The sequence below is a fragment of the Clostridium sp. AT4 genome, assembly GCF_001517625.2.
GTDB lineage: Bacteria > Bacillota > Clostridia > Lachnospirales > Lachnospiraceae > Enterocloster.
The window spans coordinates 1,996,883-2,017,209 of sequence record NZ_LN999828.1; the positions used below are offsets into that span (position 1 = coordinate 1,996,883).

The 20,327-nt window shown below is 39.3% G+C and carries 21 protein-coding genes; 8 read left to right on the top strand and 13 right to left on the bottom strand.

The window, feature by feature from the left end; genetic code table 11:
* The first annotated feature begins 178 nt into the window (after positions 1-178).
* From BN3656_RS15705 to BN3656_RS15720, 4 genes are all read left to right on the top strand, one after another.
* The gene (locus BN3656_RS15705; RefSeq protein WP_066550185.1) at positions 179-604 is read left to right on the top strand and encodes a hypothetical protein; all 426 of its coding nucleotides are present in this window, start codon (positions 179-181) and stop codon (positions 602-604) included.
* A gap of 111 nt (positions 605-715) precedes the next feature.
* Positions 716-1,318 carry a cytidylate kinase-like family protein gene (locus tag BN3656_RS15710; RefSeq protein WP_066550188.1) on the top strand — a complete coding sequence of 201 codons (603 nt, stop codon included), beginning with the start codon at positions 716-718 and terminating at the stop codon, positions 1,316-1,318.
* A gap of 99 nt (positions 1,319-1,417) precedes the next feature.
* Positions 1,418-1,732, top strand: coding sequence for a hypothetical protein (locus tag BN3656_RS15715; protein WP_066550191.1), 315 nt, complete (start codon positions 1,418-1,420; stop codon positions 1,730-1,732).
* A gap of 102 nt (positions 1,733-1,834) precedes the next feature.
* Positions 1,835-2,764 (top strand): hypothetical protein, encoded by a 930-nt coding sequence (locus BN3656_RS15720; RefSeq protein ID WP_066550194.1) that lies wholly within the window; start codon positions 1,835-1,837, stop codon positions 2,762-2,764.
* A gap of 23 nt (positions 2,765-2,787) precedes the next feature.
* Here BN3656_RS15720 and BN3656_RS15725 read toward each other — a convergent pair whose 3' ends face one another.
* Positions 2,788-3,411 carry an undecaprenyl diphosphate synthase family protein gene (locus tag BN3656_RS15725; RefSeq protein WP_066550196.1) on the bottom strand — a complete coding sequence of 208 codons (624 nt, stop codon included), beginning with the start codon at positions 3,409-3,411 and terminating at the stop codon, positions 2,788-2,790.
* Between the two features lie 427 nt (positions 3,412-3,838).
* Here BN3656_RS15725 and BN3656_RS15730 point away from each other — a divergent pair, with 427 nt between their 5' ends.
* The 4 genes from BN3656_RS15730 to BN3656_RS15750 all read left to right on the top strand — a co-directional run bounded on the left by BN3656_RS15730 (position 3,839) and on the right by BN3656_RS15750 (position 7,158).
* Entirely contained in the window at positions 3,839-4,306 is a 468-nt protein-coding gene (locus BN3656_RS15730) for a hypothetical protein (RefSeq protein ID WP_066550201.1), read from the top strand.
* A 326-nt stretch (positions 4,307-4,632) separates the two neighbouring features.
* A complete protein-coding gene (locus BN3656_RS15740; protein WP_179297095.1) occupies positions 4,633-5,046 on the top strand; it encodes a transposase in 414 nt (137 codons plus the stop codon).
* On the top strand, positions 5,040-5,384 hold the full coding sequence (gene tnpB, locus BN3656_RS15745; protein WP_066546197.1) for an IS66 family insertion sequence element accessory protein TnpB: 345 nt from the start codon (positions 5,040-5,042) through the stop codon (positions 5,382-5,384). Before BN3656_RS15740 ends, tnpB begins: the two co-directional genes overlap by 7 nt.
* 151 nt (positions 5,385-5,535) lie before the next feature.
* A complete protein-coding gene (locus BN3656_RS15750; RefSeq protein ID WP_066550211.1) occupies positions 5,536-7,158 on the top strand; it encodes an IS66-like element ISRgn2 family transposase in 1,623 nt (540 codons plus the stop codon).
* Positions 7,159-7,526: 368 nt separating this feature from the next.
* Here BN3656_RS15750 and BN3656_RS15755 read toward each other — a convergent pair whose 3' ends face one another.
* From BN3656_RS15755 to BN3656_RS15810, 12 genes are read right to left on the bottom strand one after another with little or no spacing between them, the layout of a single operon-like run.
* Positions 7,527-8,870 carry a sugar phosphate nucleotidyltransferase gene (locus tag BN3656_RS15755; protein ID WP_066550213.1) on the bottom strand — a complete coding sequence of 448 codons (1,344 nt, stop codon included), beginning with the start codon at positions 8,868-8,870 and terminating at the stop codon, positions 7,527-7,529.
* Positions 8,867-9,754 (bottom strand): alpha-ketoacid dehydrogenase subunit beta, encoded by an 888-nt coding sequence (locus tag BN3656_RS15760; protein ID WP_242963025.1) that lies wholly within the window; start codon positions 9,752-9,754, stop codon positions 8,867-8,869. Before BN3656_RS15760 ends, BN3656_RS15755 begins: the two co-directional genes overlap by 4 nt.
* Before the next feature lie 14 nt (positions 9,755-9,768).
* Positions 9,769-10,305, bottom strand: a complete 537-nt coding sequence (locus BN3656_RS15765; protein ID WP_167544891.1) for an NUDIX hydrolase — start codon at positions 10,303-10,305, stop codon at positions 9,769-9,771.
* Entirely contained in the window at positions 10,298-11,077 is a 780-nt protein-coding gene (locus BN3656_RS15770; protein ID WP_066550219.1) for a hypothetical protein, read from the bottom strand. Before BN3656_RS15770 ends, BN3656_RS15765 begins: the two co-directional genes overlap by 8 nt.
* Complete coding sequence (locus BN3656_RS15775) at positions 11,070-12,083, bottom strand: aldolase catalytic domain-containing protein (RefSeq protein WP_066550223.1); 1,014 nt, start codon at positions 12,081-12,083, stop codon at positions 11,070-11,072. The genes BN3656_RS15770 and BN3656_RS15775 overlap by 8 nt, the downstream gene beginning before the upstream one ends.
* A gap of 18 nt (positions 12,084-12,101) precedes the next feature.
* Positions 12,102-13,346 (bottom strand): O-fucosyltransferase family protein, encoded by a 1,245-nt coding sequence (locus BN3656_RS15780; RefSeq protein WP_066550226.1) that lies wholly within the window; start codon positions 13,344-13,346, stop codon positions 12,102-12,104.
* 19 nt (positions 13,347-13,365) lie between these two features.
* The gene (locus BN3656_RS15785; RefSeq protein WP_066550227.1) at positions 13,366-15,165 is read right to left on the bottom strand and encodes a thiamine pyrophosphate-binding protein; all 1,800 of its coding nucleotides are present in this window, start codon (positions 15,163-15,165) and stop codon (positions 13,366-13,368) included.
* Positions 15,166-15,194: 29 nt separating this feature from the next.
* On the bottom strand, positions 15,195-16,016 hold the full coding sequence (locus BN3656_RS15790) for an aldo/keto reductase (protein WP_066550228.1): 822 nt from the start codon (positions 16,014-16,016) through the stop codon (positions 15,195-15,197).
* Between the two features lies 1 nt (position 16,017).
* Entirely contained in the window at positions 16,018-16,950 is a 933-nt protein-coding gene (locus BN3656_RS15795; protein ID WP_066550232.1) for a GDP-L-fucose synthase, read from the bottom strand.
* On the bottom strand, positions 16,943-18,124 hold the full coding sequence (locus tag BN3656_RS15800) for a DegT/DnrJ/EryC1/StrS family aminotransferase (protein WP_066550234.1): 1,182 nt from the start codon (positions 18,122-18,124) through the stop codon (positions 16,943-16,945). Before BN3656_RS15800 ends, BN3656_RS15795 begins: the two co-directional genes overlap by 8 nt.
* 2 nt (positions 18,125-18,126) lie before the next feature.
* Positions 18,127-19,167: a GDP-mannose 4,6-dehydratase gene (gene gmd / locus BN3656_RS15805; protein WP_066550236.1), complete on the bottom strand. Its 1,041-nt coding sequence runs from the start codon at positions 19,165-19,167 to the stop codon at positions 18,127-18,129.
* Positions 19,164-20,324, bottom strand: coding sequence for a hypothetical protein (locus BN3656_RS15810; protein WP_066550245.1), 1,161 nt, complete (start codon positions 20,322-20,324; stop codon positions 19,164-19,166). Before BN3656_RS15810 ends, gmd begins: the two co-directional genes overlap by 4 nt.
* Positions 20,325-20,327 lie beyond the last annotated feature (3 nt).

A 20,327-nucleotide genomic window follows, 5' to 3' on the forward strand; every position in this document is an offset into this window, starting at 1 on the left:
ACAAATTCGCCCATAAATGCTAAACTTATTCAACAGAACGTCTGATTTTCCAGAAATTCGTCATTTTTTTTGTTTATTTTGCTTTTTTTGAAATATTTTAAAAAACAGCGGTATATTTTCCGCTCTCATGCGTTATTTATTATAGACTGATCAAGTTTGTAGTAGGAGGATTATATAAATGAGAGAGCTTGCTGCTTTTTACTGTCCCAAATGCGGATATTATGCATATTATCAGACATCCCGTCATCCCCAGTGTCCCAGATGTAATTCAAAGGATACTATGAATATGGTGCGGATGCATTACAAAGAGTTTATGAATATGAGCTGTCAGGAGCGCGATGATTACCTTGGAAATGAAATTCTAAAGCAAAATCCTTCCCTGATGGAGCGCATAACAGCTCCCCATAAGAAATACAACAGCCGTGAAGTCATTGCAGAAATGAATATGGAAATCATGCGGTTAGATACGGAAAACAAAATTCTCAGCGATACCGTAAAATGGATGCATGACACCATCTGGGAAATGATGCGGGAACAGCGGAAGGCGCAGAAACAGGAAAACGCTTCCTGCAAAGTTCCCGCCGGCCATGGTAACCATACATAGACGCAAAAATTCCTCTTCCTTTTGTACGTTATGTAATGTATAATGAACTTACAGAACATTGTATTGTGCATTTTTACTTTTCAGATGCAGTAAAATGAAAGGAGCGGTACTATGAGCGGTAAGATCATAACCATTGCACGGCAATTTGGAAGCGGCGGACGGGAAGCTGCGATGCGTACCGCCAAAGAATTAAATATCCCCTTTTATGACCGGGAGCTGGTTGAAATGGCTGCAGAAAAAATGGGCCATGCATCAGTAAGCGTAGAAAAAGTAGACGAATCGGCCCTGATGGGATTTCTGGCTGATTACCATGTCCCGCGGGAACCCAATTCCGTCACCGGATACGGACTTTCTCTGCCGGACAGTACCTATGTAACCCAGACGATCATCATTGAAACGCTTGCCCGGAAAGGCCCCTGCGTCATCGTAGGACGCTGCGGCAATTATGCCCTGCGCTCCAGAAATGACGTCACCGACCTGTTTATCTGCGCCAATATGGAGGATCGGATCCACCGGATCATGGAACGGTATCATTTCTCCGAAAAAGATGCCATAAATGCCATCCATTCCACGGATAAGCGCAGAAAGCATTATTATGAAAACTACACGCACCAGAAATGGGGTTCCATTGATTCCCACCAGATGCTCTTAAATGTAAGCCGTCTGGGCATGGACCGAACCGTAGAAATCATCAAACAGCTTTACAATCATTGAATTTTTGCCCGTTTTCACTTGAAATATCCCATCGTATGTCATATATTATTGTATACTGCCCCTTAAGGGGACTGATCTTATACAAATGAGGAGTATGAAATGGATATCAATCAACTGATGAACAGTCTCAAAGAAACCTATGGATTTTCCAAAACGGAGTGGAATGAATTAAACGGCGAACCCCTTGCCGAATTTTCCCTGTGGCTTACAGAGGAGCACATTTCCCGCTTTATCGAAAAAGCTGGCCGTTTAACCGCCATCATCGAATCCTGCGCCAACATGGTAAGCATCTGTGAACCGGAATTAAAGGACACCCTGATGGCTACCACCATCCAGTGCTGCGGGGCAAACCAGCTTAAGATCCGCACCTCTGAATCCATGCTGAAAATGCTGGTAGGTTCTATTTTTGACTGATCTCTTCGTGAATATGACATACTGTGGTTATTGCCCGGCAGCGGGGAAAGCGTGCGCTCTTCCTGTGTGCCGGGCAATGCATATCCGGAAAGGAGAATTCTTATGAAGAAACATACGCTGCAGACCCTCTGCACAGCTGCCCTTATTTCCCTGGGCCTGTCCTTTACTGCCATGGGAGAAGAACGGATCACCGATGTTTCCCTTATTTTCAGTTACGATCAAAGTCCTGAAGGCGGAAAAGAAGTCGGAGAACTGACCGCCGTTTCCAGCAGCAGCCAGTTCACCGTGGAAGGTTCCGGATATCTGAAGGATGACGATACCTGGAGCTACGGAGAATGGCCTGTGGGAGAAGTGGAACTTTCTGCAAATGAAGGGTATTATTTCCCTACTGCCGCCAGAAGCCTTTTCCATCTTTCCGGAGACGGCGTCCAGTATCAGAGCGCCCGCACAGAAGACGAGGGAAGCACTCTGATCCTTCATGTCCGCCTGCCCAGAATCGACGGGGCCATTCCTGCTCCCCTTACAGCGGACTGGAGCGGTCATACAGCCGTCTGGGATGAGGTAGATGGGGCAGACCAGTATGAAATACAACTTCTTAAGGACAGACGCACTCTTACCACCCTTACCAGCTCTGCTGCCTCCTGCAGCTTTGAAAATTGGATCAACAATGAAGGTTCCTATACCTTCCGTGTCCGGGCATATAACAGAAAAGACAGGAAAAACAGCGGTTGGTGTTCCGATGCAGAGCCCCTTGTCATCACCCCAGAGGAAGCCTGGTTCCACAGCGACGGCATCTGGAAGGAAGAAAATGGAAAACACCTCTTTCTGTATCCAAACGGCGCTTTCCCACAGATGGCCTGGAGGCAGATTGATGGAAAATGGTACTTCTTTGACGGCGCAGGATATATGGTTTCCCAATGCTACGTCCGTTCAAAATCCTCCGATCTCTATCACTGGATCGGAACAGACGGCGTGTGGGATGAAAACGGGGATACGAAACAGCCGAATCGGGCACAGTATGAGGTGTATTAGTTTCCTTTGCCGGAGAAACTTCCCTATCCTCCCAGCGTTACATCCTGCCTGCTATACCACTCAAGGGCCTCCTCCACATGGGAAGGCTTAAAATCCGGCCAGTAGTCATCTACTACATAGATATCCGAATACACGGACTGCACAGGGAGAAAGCCTGACAGCCGCCGCCTGCCGCCCCAGCGTATAATCAGGTCGATCCGGGACACTTCAGCGGTTTTCAGCTTCTCTCCCAGCAGCCCGTCCTTTAAGCCGAAATCCCATTCCCAGCTGTAATTTACAAGGAAATTGATCTTCATACCTCCCTTTCCGAAGCTGCGGCGGGTTGTATAGGGCAGAAATTCTCTGGGAAATACAGATGACTTCGTATTTCCCAGCACTAAAAGACTGGCATCCTCCTTTGAGAGCTCCGCTACTGCTGCTATACAGGCAGCTGTAAATGCACGGCGCTGGACAGAAGGGCGTTTTGTGTTGTCCACGGTAAAGCCGTAAAACGTCATTTCCTCCACTCCCAGCTCCCGGCACATCCGAAACAGCTCCATTCCCGGAGCGATGCCGTGATCGTAGCCATCTGCCTTATCCATTCCCTCTCTCACCGCCCAGCGGCGATTGCCGTCGGGAATAATCCCGATATGTCTTGGAAGCCTCATGTTTGTGTACGTCCTTTCATGTTGATAGTGGGAGTATGGACGGGAAATTGGGGGGATATTCATTTTTTTCCAATCATATATACTATTGCCTAATAAAAACAAAATATTTTGAAATATTGCTGAAACAGACTGTAAAAAGATCTTGCTCTCAAATATTATATATCACCACGGAAAAGGATGACTAAACCAAATAAAACAAATGTACGAAAGACTTGACAAGATATCCCCCCTTGTATATACTGTCCAATACAGATATGGCTATGCAAGAGACGAACTACGAAAACGTTGAGCCAAAGTCATTCCCAGTACATAGATAGCGGAACATTACCTCTATCCAGTACCTGACAAGAGATTATTTATTTGTGCATACAAATTTTTTCCTACCTCCTTGTTAAAATCATGTCTGATTTTGATAAGGAGTTTTTTTATGAACGATCAGAAAATTGCATCACTTATGCCGATAGAGGCATGCAAAAGACTTAAGTCTGCCCAATCCATTGTTGTAGTTGGTCCAACTTCCTCTGGAAAAAGTACCTTAATTTATACACTTGTAAATCATAAAATTATCCCATATATCTCTATAGGCGTTGGTGATAAATGCCAGACAACTATTATTCCCTGCGATTTTTTATTTGACGAGAGAATTACCAAAAATGAATATTTCGCATTACAGATTCGCATAAAAGACTTTTCTTTCAACCCTATTCACATTAAGTTCATGGAAATGCTTACCAAACTCTATGTTGCAAATGGTTATGACATTGAAGAAGCAATGGATGCATTCGACAGTAATTTTATGAATGGCATCTTGGAACCAGCTGATGCCTCATATCATCTTGGACGTATTGCTTCAAAAATCTCTATTGAATCCATTAAACAAATCGTTGAATCGTAAGCGCAAAATATTGCTACGCTTACGTCAGAAAGGTTGTATGGATTTGCCAGCGTCAACCGGACGCAGCTATCGTGCACCGGAAAGCCAGGAAGTTGTCAGAGTGGATTTTCATGATACTGACCCGCTCCCATATGAACAGCCATTAAATGTGATTCCAGTAACTACGGAAAGAAATAACGTAAGCGCAAAATAATTCGACGGATTGTGTTGCCCTAAAAATTATCCCATAATAATCATTAGAGAATGCAAGCATTTCACTTCATCTTCTCTTGCTAGAAATGATAGATGCGAGCATTTTATTCTATCCGATTTATGGAGGTGTGCTCATGAGAAGCAAAAGAATACCTGCCGAAAAACAATACCGTCTCATCATGGAATGCCGTCAAAGTGGATTGACAGATCATCAATGGTGTGTGGAACACGACATCAAACCGGGAACTTTTTACAACTGGGTAAAAAGGCTGCGTCAGAAAGGTTGTATGGATTTGCCAGCGTCAACCGGACGCAGCTATCGTGCACCGGAAAGCCAGGAAGTTGTCAGAGTGGATTTTCATGATACTGACCCGCTCCCATATGAACAGCCATTAAATGTGATTCCAGTAACTACGGAAAGAAATAACCTTTCCGTAACAGAACCAATGAAACTGTCTGTAGGAAGTTTTCATCTAACAATACCAAATGGAACAGATCCTCAGCTTCTGGCTCAAACACTTCGCATTGTGAAGGAGTTGGAATGTTAGGGGATATCACAGCCGCCGATGAAATCTATATCGTAACAGGCAGAACGGATATGCGGAAATCCATTGACGGGCTGTGTGCTATTGTAGAGGATCAACTCCATATGGAGCCAAGGCGAAGCGCCCTTTATCTTTTCTGTGGAAAACGTTGTGACAGGATCAAAGCTTTGCTCTGGGAATCGGACGGATTTGTGTTGCTGTATAAACGTATGGAAGTCCAGGGCAGATTCCGCTGGCCCAGAAATCAGTTGGAAGTAAAGCAACTGACCTGGCAGCAATTCGACTGGCTCATGTCCGGTCTTGAAATCGAACAACCAAAAGCATTCAAACCTACGGAATGATCGTGTAAAATCTCTATGCCAACCAACAAAAATGGAGAGCTTTCCACACCCTGTATCATATCTGCAATCCCTTATAAATACTGGGTGTCCTGCTTCTTTTTCATTGCTTTTTATGGTATAATAAGAGCAGTAAAAAAGGAGCAGAAAACATATGGCTGGTAATTCAAAAGATTCAAAAATCCTTGCGTACAAGGACATGATCAACCAACTGAATAAAACGATTTCCGCACAGACAGAACTGATCCAGTCTTTACAAAAAACATTGGAAGCAGGCCGTCTGGAAAAAGAAAATCTTCGTCAGCAGATTGAATATCTCACGAAGAAGCTCTTTGGTACTTCCAGTGAAAAACGGAAAGATATCGATGGTCAGCTGAATCTTTTTGATGAAGCCGAGCAGGAAGCAGATCCGACATGGAAACAGGAACTTCCTGATGACATCACTGTTCCGGAACATAAGCGAAAAGCACGACGGACACATGCGGATCTCTTTAAAAATATCCCTTCCTGCGACGAGATCATTTCTCTTCCGGAGGAGGAGCGAAACTGTCCAACCTGCGGAACGCAGATGGAATGTATTGGGAAAGAATTCGTCCGCCATGAATTCCGGTTTACCCCTGCCAAAGGGAAAGTAGTAAATATCTATCGTGAAACCTATAAATGCCCGGAGTGTGCCATATCAGAGGAACACCCGGATGAGCAGACATTTGTCAAAGCGCCTGTTCAGGACCCATTGATCCCGGAAAGTTATGCATCGGAATCTGTTGTAGGATGGGCAATGCACCAGAAGTACCAGAATGGTCTGCCATTAAACCGGCAAGAATCGGAATGGACGCAGCTGGGTGTCCCATTAAGCCGGGCTACGCTTGCTAACTGGATCATTTACTGTGCCGAGAATTACCTCTGTCATGTTTATGATTATTTTCACCGTCAGTTACGGATGCGTAAATATCTGATGGCAGATGAAACTCGAGTTCAGGTACTGAATGAGCCGGAGCGCAATCCTGAAACAGATTCCTGGATGTGGCTCTTCCGCAGTGGAGAAGATGGGCTTCCGCCGATCCTGCTCTATCATTACACAGAGACAAGGGCAAAGTTCCATGCAGCATCTTTCCTGAATGGGTTCCGTGGATATCTGGAGACCGACGGATACCAGGGTTATAACAATCTGCCGGATATCAAACGCTGCTCTTGCTGGGCACATGTGAGACGTTATTTCACAGATGCCATACCGAAAGGGAAGGAGTATGATTACAGCCTTCCGGCGGTGCAGGGAGTACAATTCTGCTCCAAGCTGTTTGATTGTGAGCGGTACTCAAAAGCAAAAAATCATACTGCGGAGCAGAGAAAACAGTTCCGTCTTGAAAAGGAGAAGCCGATACTGGAGGCATTCTGGAATTGGCTGGATCAACAGCGTCCAAACAAGGGAACCCGTTTGGCGAAAGCGGTGAACTATGCCCAAAATCGGAAAGACACCCTGATGACCTATCTGGAAGACGGTCATTGCAGTTTATCCAATAATCTTAGCGAGAATGCAATCAGACCATTCACTGTTGGGCGGAAAAACTGGCTGTTCAGTGCCAGTCCGAAGGGAGCTGCCTCTAGCGCTATTGTGTATACAATGGTTGAGATGGCAAAAGCGAATGACCTGAATACCTACAAATATCTGACATACCTCTTATCACAGCGACCAGACGCTAAAATGTCAGATGAGCAGCTGGAACAGCTTGCCCCATGGAGCGAGACTGCGAAAGCGAACTGTCAAAACGAAACATAGAGCAAAACGCTTGCATCTATCATTTTGGTGCAAGCGTGATTCATGGGCAGCGTAGCAATATTTTGCGCTTACTTTGGTGCAAGCGTGATTCATGGGCAGCGTAGCAATATTTTGCGCTTACTCTGCAATTTCAAGCATTGTCTCATAACACTTTGCCGGAACAGCATCATCACCATCACAAAAATGAATATCTTTTCCCTGCGCTATCTCAAGCACTACGTTTTCTTACTCCTGATGGCTTCGAGCGATGATTCATATGAATTGGTATAATCCTACTATCCTTTTCTTGATGAATCCAATGCACGTCCTAAACAATCTTCCAAATTATATGCTGGCGCAATAACGCTTATCAATAGTTAATGCATAACCTATCTCTCCCACCTATCTGTTATATTCTTATAATCAAAGTCATACTTTATTTTATCGTGTACAGTAATACCTTGCCCCATTTGAATCTCCACAATCTCCAATTTTGTTTTTGCGATCACAGTATGTCTGCAAAAACAGGGAAGATTCACTACCATTCCAGACTTCAATGCAATTTCTTTTTCATTTATAACAGCAATTCCCTCGCCGGAAACAACAGTCCACACTTCATCCCTATGCTCATGACTGTGATAATTCATATTACAATTTTTATTTAACGTCACTTTAACAGTTATGCTGTCTGATGTGTAGTCTATAACTTTATAGTATCCCCATGATTTCTCAGCAAACATTATCTGTTGATCAATTGTATCCACAAAAGGTTTTATATAACTGGACTGTTCTTTTTTTGATACCAATATTCCCTCATTACTCGCCGCGACCACAATATTGTCAAGCCCCATGCATAAAATAGGGACATTAAGTTCGTTTATAATATTTGTATTCTCACATTCTTCATTAAGAATACCTTTTCCGATCACTTGATCGGACATTTCCTCTGTTAAAGTATTCCATGTTCCCAAATCCTTCCATGTTCCAGAATACCGCATAACCTTAATATTGTGTTCTTTTTCTGCTACTGCATAATCAAAACTAATTTTTTCTTGCTTATGATAACTTTTATAAAGATCCTCATAATCTTTGAAATCTAATAACTGATGAGCCTTATCTACAATATACTTGAGTTTGAAGGCAAATACTCCCCCATTCCAAAGAGCGCCTCTTTTTATATAACTCTTTGCTGTTTTCACATCCGGTTTCTCTTTAAATGTTTCAACATCACTGAACTTATCTTTTGACCTTGGAATAATATAACCATATTTTTCACTTGGGTAAGTTGGCTCCATTCCCATCAAAACCAGATTTGTATCTGTGTTTTGAACAATCTGATCCAATTCCTTAAATGATTCAAAATATTCCTCTCCTACATAGGGATCCACTGGACACACGATTATTGTCTCATTCTCATTTACATGTTTTATATCATAGAGATACATTCCTGCAAGTGCGATTGCCGGAAATGTGTCCCTTCTACATGGTTCTACTGATATTCCTATATTCTCTCTTAATTGATTTATAATAGAAGATACCTGAGACTTTGCTGTTGCCACTGTAATGTCGGCTTGTGAATCAATATGTTTTACCTGCCTGTAAATTCTTTGAATCATTGACTCATAAACGCCATCTTCCGCTTTGAACAATTTTATAAACTGTTTTGACCTAATATCATTTGACAGTGGCCACAAACGCTTTCCCGATCCCCCTGATAGAAGAATTATATTCATATCTCTCTCTCCAAAAATTGCTGTAATCTATATCTTATATTCTGTGCTGTTAATCCAAGTTCCCTGTCTTTATCCTGTTTTGTCCCATAAGTACGCATAACTTGTCTGGGAATTCCCACCCCATCGATTGCAATCCTGCGTTCTGACAAAATGGGTAAAATATCTTTCATAAATGTTCCCTGATAAAATGGTTCGCACAGAAAGATCCTATTATTTTCAATATTATCCTTTAAAGTTCCAAGATCAAATGGTTCAGCTGTTGTATAATAAAGCAAAGTAACATCTAAATCGCTGCATGCAGCAATTGCTGCATCTAATACATCTGCAAAAGCTATTACTGTCCCCTTACTTCCTTTTTTCAATATTGCTGCCCTACCGTATTCTATATCCACCTCAGTTTTATTACAATGGTCAACCATCCTAAAATAAGATAATTTTCCATTCATACAACATTGGCGAAAGAGAACTTCAAATTGTTTTGGTGTCCCAGGTATAAGTATCTCTATTCCCGGCAAAGTCTTTAGGGTTTCTACATCTTCAGGACAATAGTGCGAGTATCCCAGCTTTGAAAAATCATATGCTGCCCCTGTCGTTATAAAATTTCCACCCACATTTTGATATATATAATCCAATTTCAGCTGCTCCAAGGAACGCTGGACTATAAATGGTGTAATTCCATATACAGTAGGTATCATACCTGATAATGCCAGGCCAGCCGATACCCCCACTATACCATCCTCAAATATACCGATATTTTTTACTCTATCTGGATATTTCTCCATAAAATCGCGAAAACCAAATGCCCCTATATCAATAAGTATAAGCATAGTATTGCTATGGTTAACAATCATGTCCGAAACGCATGATTTCATTGATCTTCTCACTTATCGTTTCTCCTTTATACCAATCCCATATATTTTGCCTTATTCCAACCTACAATTCCAATCAACAATTTAAAATCATTATGGTATACCAGCTTTTCAAATTGTTCTGCTGATATTAATTTAGTTCTTATAAATTCTGTTCTCTCCAGCGCTGTCTGTTCCTTGTGCGTACATCTCGCAAAAAAAAGATCACATTTTGCTGATGATATACCTTGATTCATATAATATTCGCCTAAATATATAAGTTCTTCTGAAATATAACCTGTTTCCTCTTTCAATTCTCTTTTAGCCGCTTCTTCGCTGGATTCACCATCATCAACAGCGCCTGCCGGAAATTCTAAAAGCCATTTGTCTAATGTATATCTGTATTGCTCAATAACCACAACTTGATCCTCTATCACAGGAATAATACATACACTATCCTTATTGATTACATAAGTATAAGGATACTCCTTTCCATCAATCAAAAACGTATCCTTAACTACCGTAACCCTGCCTATATTGTGAACCTCCGAATTAATAACTTTATAAGGTGAATTTATTCTATTCAAAATCATCAATTTCCTTTTTCAGTATAATCAATTCTTCTTCTAGCGGAGCTCTATGAAACCATGTATTATCTGTCATGATCGTAGAAGATCCATACCCCCTTATTGTTTCAGCGATCACAGCTATCGGACGATCTTTCCTATATAACAGCGCTCTCTTAAGCTCACTTGTATCATGTCCATGAACGGAAAGCACTTCAAATCCAAAAACTTTTAGCTTTTCTTCCATACTCCTTATATCTATCATAGCATCTATCGAATGATTATCATCAATGATCAATGTGAGGTTATTCAATTTTTCACTGCCGCAGAATAATGCTGATTCCCACATAGTCCCCTCATTCATCTCACCATCTCCTGCCAGAATATATACATGCCCATCATAGCTCTGTATTTTTTTTCCATAGGCTACACCTGATGCAATGGGGAATCCATGTCCCAAACTTCCGGCAGAAACTTCAAATCCAGGTACTTTTGTCCGATCTGCCTGCATACTAATAAAAGAGTTATACTGGCAAGCTTTCTCAATCTCTTTTTTATCAAAAAAGCCTTTTTGGGCAAGAATAGCTAAAACTCCCATCGTTGACTGCCCTTTACTCAAAATAAATACATCTCGATTTGGGTCATTCATATTGTCTATATCATAGTTCATAACCTCATAATAAAGGGTCCATAATATTTCAACTGATGAAAAAATGCTTTGTAAATTTGCATCTTTTCCATAATAAGCTATATCTAATATGAATTTTCTTAAAGCCTTAATGTCTTTATTCATCCATTTCACCCTTTATTCTCTCTGCAATTTCCTCCGCTTCCACCTTCATTAAAGTATACTTAGAATTGTCTTGAATCATATCCAAAGCTGCATTCAATTTTACTATATCACGAATACCACGATTCATAAAAAACCAACTATAAACAGAATTCATATCTTTACTTGCTGTCAGATAGTACGGATGTGTATACCCCCAAAAATATTGCTCAAATATCGGCTGGATATAGTCCTGATATGTTTTAAGCAATATTTCCAAGTTGTACTTCTGACCTTTTTTATTGAGATAATCCATAAGAAGCTCTACTGGCACATTGCCCGCTCCTCTTCCCATTCCATATATACTTCCATCAATATAAATTTCTCTTCCAGCCGCAGCGTCCATGAATGTTATTGCATTCGCAAATGCCATCTGGATATTATTATGGGCATGTAACCCAAAATCTATGTCTTTATCCAACTTTACCAACACTCGCTCTGACATTTGTCTAATGTCTTCAGGATACAAATTACTAAAGCTATCAACAATATAAAATGCCTGTGGCTTTATATTATTAATTTCTTCAATCATATCACCCATCTCTTTATCTGAATACATAAATGTTGCCATTGCCTGCAGAAAGACCTCGTACCCCTTCTGTTTTAGGGATTCAGCAAATATGATTGCATCTTTAAGTTCCGGTTTGAAATAAGCAATCCTTATCATATCTACTGTTTTTTCACTTCTTGTTGGAATATCAAATTTACTCGCATCTGCCTGAGTCAGCATTATAGCATATTTACAATCCTTTTTTCTATTTTTCAAAAGAGGCTCTGCTTCTGCAAAAGAAGCAAATTTTGTACTCTTCCCTACTATTCCCCCAATTCCCATAATTCCTATTTCTATAACGCGTACCCCACTCTCATACAAACCATCAATAACACCGTTTGCAACTTCATGGTCAAATTCCCAATTATTTACGTACCCTCCATCTCTTAGTGTACAATCTAAAATATGTATCCTATTCATAAATTAATTTTTATCCTTTCATTTTTTCTCAGAATGAATGTCACTAGTTAACGGTTCATCATTATCCATTTTCAATTCTCTTTTCCACTTTTCGCTTATCTTTTTTCTGGCATTAGCATCCTTTAAATCTACTCCATTTTCCTGAATCCCCTTAAATATTCTGTAGAAACTTGTAAATTTCTGCCCATTTGCTCTCTTCAAAATCTGGACAATAAAACTAACATAACTCATTCCGCAGACAAATCCATTACATGCTGCAAGTGTATATACATCTCTAATTATTTCTAAGCCAAGAAGATAATGATGATTTTCTCTTTCTTTTTCTATAAAACAGTTCATAACTGTTCCTGTTGACCTTATAACATCATCATAATATATGAGTTTATCTCCAAAGGCGGCTTTAAACTGATCTAACATCTCCTGATCATCCGTAGCTAAAAATATAAAATCCGCCTTCACTTTATTCATCATTTTTTGAGTCTCGTCAATATAGTCTTCTGATGTTACAATTGTGGGATGCCCCTTATAACCAATCTTAGTATCTGCCCCTCTGGCATGAACCCCAAGTACATTATTGCTGCCGCGGAACAGCTTCTGAATCTGCTCTTTTATGCTCTTTTCAATATCAGCATGAAGATGTATATATTTTCGCTGTATTTTAGCAAACTGTTCTATATCTTTTGCAGTAAATTTATAATCGTTGGTATCTCCTACATGAAATGTATCATTATATCCAAACTCTGGATTATTCCAATCATATACCACAAAACTACTTTTTCTAGCATCCTCAAGACTTATTCCTGATGGTTGCTCAAAGTAATACTCAAATATACTTGTAGAGCCATTGACCGGATGATCTTCCTGATAAAACTCACTTTCATTCCAATCTATTACATGATAAAAACCATGTCTATCTGAAAATGAAAGTCGGTTTAGAAAGTATACCCATAAAGCACAAAAGCCAGCATGATGAGATTGATTTTCCAAAAGCATAATTACTTTTCCCTTATTTTTATTTCCTAAAACATGCACTTGCATGTTCATAATAGTATGTTTTGGTTTCTTATCTTCATCATGTTCAACTGGGTTTCTGTAATTATTTACATACCCCCTAAAATATGCGTTTGGAAGTCTTCTTATAAACTTACATATTGCAAAAACATACCCTTGTGTTCCAAATTTCCTGCGTATAAAATTACTTATGGGAACATACAGTGGTCTAAATATACGAATAAAGTTTAATATTTTTCTTTTTGTATTCATGATCTTATCCCCATATTTATTATTCTTCCCACCATATAACCGGTTTAATAATCATTTCTTTTTTAAATTCTTCTCGGCTCATAAATGGCGCCATATCTTCTAATGGCATCGCAACTCGGCTACCATCTTTCATTCTTACCTGAGCTTTCGCAATAGGGTTAACTTCTTCCTTCCAGCACTTTACATCTACTATAACAGCACTTTCCTTTCCGATTATATCCTGCATTACTTTATCCAATTCCTTTAATGTTGCAGCAGATCTATATTCAATCCCATAAGCATCGGCTATCTTATTCAAGTCAGGTAACGCTGTACCACTCTCAGCATCTACCCCCACATACCTCTCTTTAAATATTGTTTTCTGATGTCCCCTTATTGTACCATACCCTCCATTGTTCCATACAAAAATTTTAATTGGCAGCCTCTGTGTCACTATTGTCTGCAGCTCTTGTATATTCAGCTGTAAGCTTCCATCTCCTACTATACATAACACCTCATTTCTTCCATTTCCTATGGAAGCGCCAATAGCTGCCGGAATAGAGTATCCCATCTCACATTGGGACGCGCTACCTAAATATCTCTGACCTTTATCTGTAAAGTTGAGCGCCTGCATAGGAATCTCGGTTGTGGCACCCGCATCAGTAGTGACTACACTGTCTTTCTTAAGAAACTTATTCAATACCCCTATAAAAGCAAACTTGCTAATTCCCTTGCTGTCATCTTCATGTTCTTTAGTGATCATAGGCCACTTTCTTTTCCAATATAAACATTTGTCACGCCATTCACCAATGTCTCTTAATTTTATATCTTTCAGACAAACAAGAAAATCTTTAGCGTCTGCATTAATGACCTTGTCTATATGTACAGTCCCTTTTTTATGTTCTTCTTCATCTATATCAACAACAACAACATTTTTAGCTTCTCTTAGAAATAATTCATAATTATATCCTGTTGTCATCATAGACAATCTAGTTCCTATACAGATTACTGTATCTGCATTCTGTACTGCAAAATTTCCAGCTCTGGTTCCTCTTGTATCTACTAATCCTATATTGAGATCCTTATTTCTTGGATATATATCCCATCCCATACGTGTTCCAACCATAGGAATTTGATAAGTATCTATAAACTCAATTAATTCCTTGACAGCGCCGGAAAGCCTGACTCCCTGCCCGACAATTACAATAGGTCTATCCGCTTCCTCTAGAACCTTCTTTACGTAACTTATCTCATCTAACGTACATCCTGTTTTTAGATTTTTATCTGGTGTAAAATGTCGGAGTTGAGCTGGATTTATTTCTGCTTCCTGGACATCCATAGGGATGTCCAACCATACAGGCCCTGGATTCCCATTCTTTGCTTCATATAACGCCCTTTCTATACAATACACTGCATCATCCGGCTCCATAATTGTTACCGCATACTTTGTTATAGAAGCCACTATAGAAATTATATCTGCTTCCTGAAGACCAATCTGCCTAACTTTAGACTTTGCAATCGTCATCATTTCATGCCGATTACACTGGCCTGATACAAAAATCACGGGAACATGATCCTGCCATGCATGTAGAACTCCGGTTATCGTATTTGTACCGCCGCAACCAGTAGTAACATAACAGCAGCCATATCCCTCCCTCATCTGTGCATAAGCGATAGCAGACATAGAAGCTGCCTGCTCATGGAGGCATGGTATAGGTGTGATCCCTTGATTACATGCTATTCCATCAGTCAGGAACATTAATCCTCCTCCAGTAAGTATAAACACTTCCTCTATCCCAACATTATTTAACTTTTCTGCAAGGTAATCTGCTACTCTCATGCTACATATCTCCTTTTACCATAATACCACTAATACATCTGCTGTCTTTTATAACTCCATATATCCAAATAATTCGTATTCGTATTGAGCTTATCAATTTCATCCATATCGTCTTTCAAGATTGTAAAATCTAATATCCGATTGTTTGTTATATGCTCTTTTGTCTTTGATCGAGACAATGGGATATACCCCTTTTGTAAGCTCCATTTTAATGCAAGCTGTCCAATATTGCATCCATAACGCTTAGCCATGTCAATATATGGCTGGTTTTTTAACTCTCCTCTTCCCATAGGGGACCATGCCTCTATATCCATACCTAATTTCTGAGAATACTCTACCAACCCTATCTGTTGATAACCCGGATGAATCTCCAGCTGATGGACTGTTGGCTTTACTTTGCAATGATCCAAAATATCCGAAAGATGCCGCTCTAAAAAATTACATACACCAAGTCTTTTGACTTTTCCAGATGCATATAAATGCTCAAATGCCTTCCAAATCTCGACATTTTCATCATGATATGTTTTTTCACTTCCCCGGTTCACTGGCCAATGTATAAAATACACATCCACATAGTCCGTTCCTAGATCATTTAGCGATTGCTCAAAATCCCTTAATACATCTTCATAACAGACAATTCCAGGCAATAGCTTTGTCTGTATGATATAATCTTCTCTTTTGTGGATTCCCTCTCTATAAATTCTTTGAAGCGCCTTTCCCACTGCGCGTTCACTGCCATAAGCTCTGGCTGTATCAATTAGTTTATATCCCTGTGACAGTGCTATATATACAGCTTCTTCTGCCTCCTCTGCTAGATCGGCAGTTCCAAATCCCACTTCTGGTATTAGCATATCATCCATCCTTTTGCTTCATATAATCTCTATACAGTTCTTCAAGCCCTTCGCGAAGTGATATTGATGCCTTCCAGCCCAAATTGTGCATTCTTGTTGAATCTAAAATTCTGCGGGGCATGCCATCCGGCTTGCTCGGGTCACATTCAATTTTCCCTTCAAATCCTACCACCTGTCTTACTGTTTCTGATAATTCTTTTATTGTAACTTCTTCCCCTGTACCTATATTGATAGGTTCCTCTCCTGAATAATAATTCATAAGAAAAAGGCTTGCTGAAGCTATGTCTCTTGTATTAATAAATTCTCTTTTTGCGCTTCCTGTTCCCCATAAAACAACTTTATCCGCATTACAATCTTTTGCTTTTTGATATTTCATAATAAGTGCTGGAATAACATGCGATTTGTCTGGGTCAAAACAATCTCCTATCCCATACGCATTAGCCGGGATTGCAGATATATAATCCACACCATATTGCCTGTAAAGATAGGAACACAATCTCGAGCCAGCAATTTTAGCTAAGGCATATCCCTCATTTGTTATCTCTGGATAACCTGATAGGATCATTTCTTCTTTCATAGGCTGTTCGCACTCTCTTGGATACATACAAGCGCTTCCCAGATACAATAATTTTTTAACTTTGGATTTAAAACTTGCCCAGATTACATTGTTAGCAATCTGCATATTGACATAATAAAAATCTGCTGGCTTTTCACTATTGGCTTTGATTCCTCCCACTAGTCCCGCTGCTACTATCACATAGTCAGGCTTTTCTCTTTCAAAAAAATCCTCTACTTCACTCTGAACAGTCAAATCCAATTGATCGTGTGTATACAATATTAAATTATTATATCCCTGCCTCTTTAGTTCGTTAACAATCCCGCTTCCAACTAAACCTGTATGACCAGCGACATATATCCTATCCTGTCTATTCATAAATTCCACTTTCTTTTATTGCCTTCTCCAATACTGCAATAAAATAATCTATTTCTTTTATATTATCAGAACTATGATTTCCTATAAAAAATCCATTAAAATGAATATCATCAGCATGGGCTAATTTTTCTGGTATGCTGTAATCCATATATTCAATTACTTTATTTCTAGTGAAATTTCCTGCCACGATCGGCCTTGTCTCAATTCCATTCTCTCTAAGCGCATGGACAATTTCATCTCTATGGCCTTTCAGTTTTCCTTGAAGCAGCAATGCAAATCCAAACCAAGAAGATTCTCCTATTTCTTTCTGAATCCTTATATCCTCAAATCTTTGCATTTTGCTTTTAAAATACTCAGCATTTTTCCTTCTTTGACTTATCATTCTATCCATCTTCTTAAGCTGTTCCTGCCCAATTGCCCCTTCCATTTCTAATGGTCTTAAATTGAAGCCAGGGATTATAAAGTTAAAACTTTCATAGAAAGGATCTGACTTTTTTTCATATATACTGCTATTATCTGGAAGATTTCTAGTCCATCCATGCGCTCTGGCAGCCAGCATGTATTCATATAGCTCCTGATCATCTGTTACTACAACTCCGCCCTCCATAGTACATATATGGTGAGAATAGAAAGAAGAGTATGTTCCAACCACACCAAATGTTCCAGCCTGTTTGCCCTTATAAGTAGCTCCTAACGACTCACAGTTATCTTCCATTATTATAATATCTTTACCCTCGCACATTGCTTTTATGGCTTCAAATTCATTGGGATTACCCAATAAATTAACCAATAATATCATTTTGGTCTTTTCTGTTATATTTCTTTTCAAAGCATCCAGATCAATATTTAATGTATCTTTATCTATATCAACAAATACTACCTTCATACCAAATTGTTCCAACGGAGCATATGTCGTACTCCATGAAACTGCTGGAACAATAACTTCACTTCCCCTTGGTAATCTCTTAGAGTAAACCAATGCCGCTATTGCAAGGAGATTCGCTGTTGACCCCGAACTAACCATTACAGCGTGCTTTACACCAAATTTTTCAGCAAAATCATCTTCGTATCTTTTGACTTCCTGCCCCATTGTATACATATTGGACTTTATTACCCTCTGTATTGCTTCTATCTCCTCATATCCCCATGGGTTATCACATAATTTAAATTCCATAACTATCTACTCCCTTTTTCCTGTTCTGCCAGTTTCATATCATGATCTACCATTATATTAACAAGTTCTTCATATGATGTTTTCTGCGGATCCCACCCAAGAACTGTTTTAGCTTTTGTGGGATCTCCTAATAAATTGTCAACATCTGTGGGCCTAAACCATTTTGGAGACACTTCCACTAAAATTTTACCGTTTTCACTATCTCTTCCTTTTTCATCTTTCCCATATCCTTCCCATATAATGGTTTTTCCTGCCCGCTTAAACGCCCGTTCAACAAAATCTCTAACTGTATGCTGTTCTCCTGTTGCAATTACAAAATCTTCTGGTTTTTCCTGCTGAAGCATAAGCCACATACACTCAACATAATCTTTTGCATATCCCCAGTCCCTTAACGAATCCATATTTCCTAAATACAATTTTTCTTGTAATCCGCAAGCAATCCTTGCTACAGCTCTGGTTATTTTTCTTGTAACAAAATTCTCCCCTCTGCGCTCTGATTCATGATTAAACAAGATTCCATTCACTGCAAACATACCATATGCTTCTCTATATTCTTTAACAATCCAAAAACCATATTGTTTTGCCACTGCATATGGGCTATATGGGTGAAACGGAGTTGTCTCCTTTTGGGGGATCTCTTCAACTTTTCCAAAAAGTTCTGATGTAGAAGCCTGGTATATCTTACACTTTGTTGTTAATCCAAGGATCCTCACAGCCTCTAAAAGCCTCAAAACCCCCATTGCATCAACTTCTCCTGAATATTCCGGAACATCAAAACTACTTTGAACATGACTCTGAGCTGCCAAATTATATATTTCATCTGGTTGGACAATACCAATTATACGAACTAAACTGCTGGTATCTGTCAAATCACCTTCATGAACTGTAATACTTTGGCTTTCAATCAAGTGATCAATACGCGCAGTGTTTGATATAGAAGCTCTACGTATAATTCCGTGAACATCATATCCTTTTTCTATTAAAAATTCTGCTAAAAAACTTCCATCCTGCCCTGTTATTCCTGTAATTAATGCTTTTTTCATTTTCTATCTCCTTTTTTGGCGTCTTTTAATTCCTGATTCCACAATGCTTCTACTTTTTTTATTGCCAGCGGGTCTGTAAGGTTCATTCCCTTTTTTCTTTTAGAAGAACTAATGCTGTTAACAATTTGAAAATTTTCCCCCGAAGCTTTTTTTACGATTCTTGCCATATAACTTACATACGAGGCACTGCATACAATTCCTGAACATGCGGCAAGCGTATACACATCTTTTATAATTTCTTTTCCCAACCTATAATGATGTTGTTCACGCCTTACCTCCCCATAGCAGCTCATCCTGACCCCATCTGAGCGTTCTACATCCTTATAATAAATAAGCTTTTCCTGATATTTATTCATAAATGCTTTTAATATGTTATTATCGTCTGTAGCTAAAAACACTTTATCAGCGCCTATTATCTTTAAACTTTTCTCTGTCTCCTCAATATATTTATCTATTTCAATGGGTATAGGATGATTTGCGTAATGGATCTTTGCATCCGCGCCTCTTGCATGAACCGCAAGTACCTTGTCTGCGCCAAGTAATTGTTCAATCTCTCTCTCTATTTCTTTTTTTAATCCAGATTCGATATGTATATACTTTCTCTGCATTTGAGCCAGCTTATCGAAATCCTCCTCTGTTACTATATAATCATCATTGCGTCCAGGTGCAAATACATCATAATAGCCATAATCAATACTATTCTTATCAATAATCACGTTCTTACTCTTTTTTACATCCTGAACTGTTAATCCGTAAGGCTGTTCAAAATAATATTCAAATATATTCTTATTTTCTATAGATTTCTCCACAAAAAATTGACTGTCTATCCAATTAAAACAATGTAAAAATCCCATCTGATCAGAAAAATAGAGGCGATTTAACCAATAGATCCATTCCGCACAAAATCCTCCCGATCCAGAATCCCTTTCTGTTAGAAGAATCGTCTTATTGGGGTTTTGGGAACCAAGTGTTACTACAGATATATTTCTAGTTCTTATCGAACCGCCATTAACATACTTTGTTGGCACATATCTTGCTATGTACTCTTGGAATTCCTTCTGGGGTAATCTGTATATAAATTTTAAGCAACATCTAAAAAAAGGTTTGTTCTCCACGAATCTTCTTATAGAAATAAAAAAATGATCCAAAATTTGCATTTA

Excerpts from the sequence above, each read along its gene's own strand:
- BN3656_RS15780 (WP_066550226.1), bottom strand. The coding sequence starts at position 13,346 with ATGAATACAAAAAGAAAAATATTAAACTTTATTCGTATATTTAGACCA.
- BN3656_RS15785 (WP_066550227.1), bottom strand. The coding sequence starts at position 15,165 with ATGAGAGTAGCAGATTACCTTGCAGAAAAGTTAAATAATGTTGGGATA.
- BN3656_RS15740 (WP_179297095.1), top strand. The coding sequence starts at position 4,633 with ATGAGAAGCAAAAGAATACCTGCCGAAAAACAATACCGTCTCATCATG.
- BN3656_RS15790 (WP_066550228.1), bottom strand. The coding sequence starts at position 16,016 with ATGCTAATACCAGAAGTGGGATTTGGAACTGCCGATCTAGCAGAGGAG.
- BN3656_RS15800 (WP_066550234.1), bottom strand. The coding sequence starts at position 18,124 with ATGGAATTTAAATTATGTGATAACCCATGGGGATATGAGGAGATAGAA.
- BN3656_RS15725 (WP_066550196.1), bottom strand. The coding sequence starts at position 3,411 with ATGAGGCTTCCAAGACATATCGGGATTATTCCCGACGGCAATCGCCGC.
- BN3656_RS15750 (WP_066550211.1), top strand. The coding sequence starts at position 5,536 with ATGGCTGGTAATTCAAAAGATTCAAAAATCCTTGCGTACAAGGACATG.
- BN3656_RS15775 (WP_066550223.1), bottom strand. The coding sequence starts at position 12,083 with ATGAATAGGATACATATTTTAGATTGTACACTAAGAGATGGAGGGTAC.
- gmd (WP_066550236.1), bottom strand. The coding sequence starts at position 19,167 with ATGAAAAAAGCATTAATTACAGGAATAACAGGGCAGGATGGAAGTTTT.
- BN3656_RS15770 (WP_066550219.1), bottom strand. The coding sequence starts at position 11,077 with ATGAATAAAGACATTAAGGCTTTAAGAAAATTCATATTAGATATAGCT.
- BN3656_RS15795 (WP_066550232.1), bottom strand. The coding sequence starts at position 16,950 with ATGAATAGACAGGATAGGATATATGTCGCTGGTCATACAGGTTTAGTT.
- BN3656_RS15730 (WP_066550201.1), top strand. The coding sequence starts at position 3,839 with ATGAACGATCAGAAAATTGCATCACTTATGCCGATAGAGGCATGCAAA.
- BN3656_RS15755 (WP_066550213.1), bottom strand. The coding sequence starts at position 8,870 with ATGAATATAATTCTTCTATCAGGGGGATCGGGAAAGCGTTTGTGGCCA.
- tnpB (WP_066546197.1), top strand. The coding sequence starts at position 5,040 with ATGTTAGGGGATATCACAGCCGCCGATGAAATCTATATCGTAACAGGC.
- BN3656_RS15710 (WP_066550188.1), top strand. The coding sequence starts at position 716 with ATGAGCGGTAAGATCATAACCATTGCACGGCAATTTGGAAGCGGCGGA.
- BN3656_RS15720 (WP_066550194.1), top strand. The coding sequence starts at position 1,835 with ATGAAGAAACATACGCTGCAGACCCTCTGCACAGCTGCCCTTATTTCC.
- BN3656_RS15810 (WP_066550245.1), bottom strand. The coding sequence starts at position 20,324 with ATGCAAATTTTGGATCATTTTTTTATTTCTATAAGAAGATTCGTGGAG.
- BN3656_RS15715 (WP_066550191.1), top strand. The coding sequence starts at position 1,418 with ATGGATATCAATCAACTGATGAACAGTCTCAAAGAAACCTATGGATTT.
- BN3656_RS15705 (WP_066550185.1), top strand. The coding sequence starts at position 179 with ATGAGAGAGCTTGCTGCTTTTTACTGTCCCAAATGCGGATATTATGCA.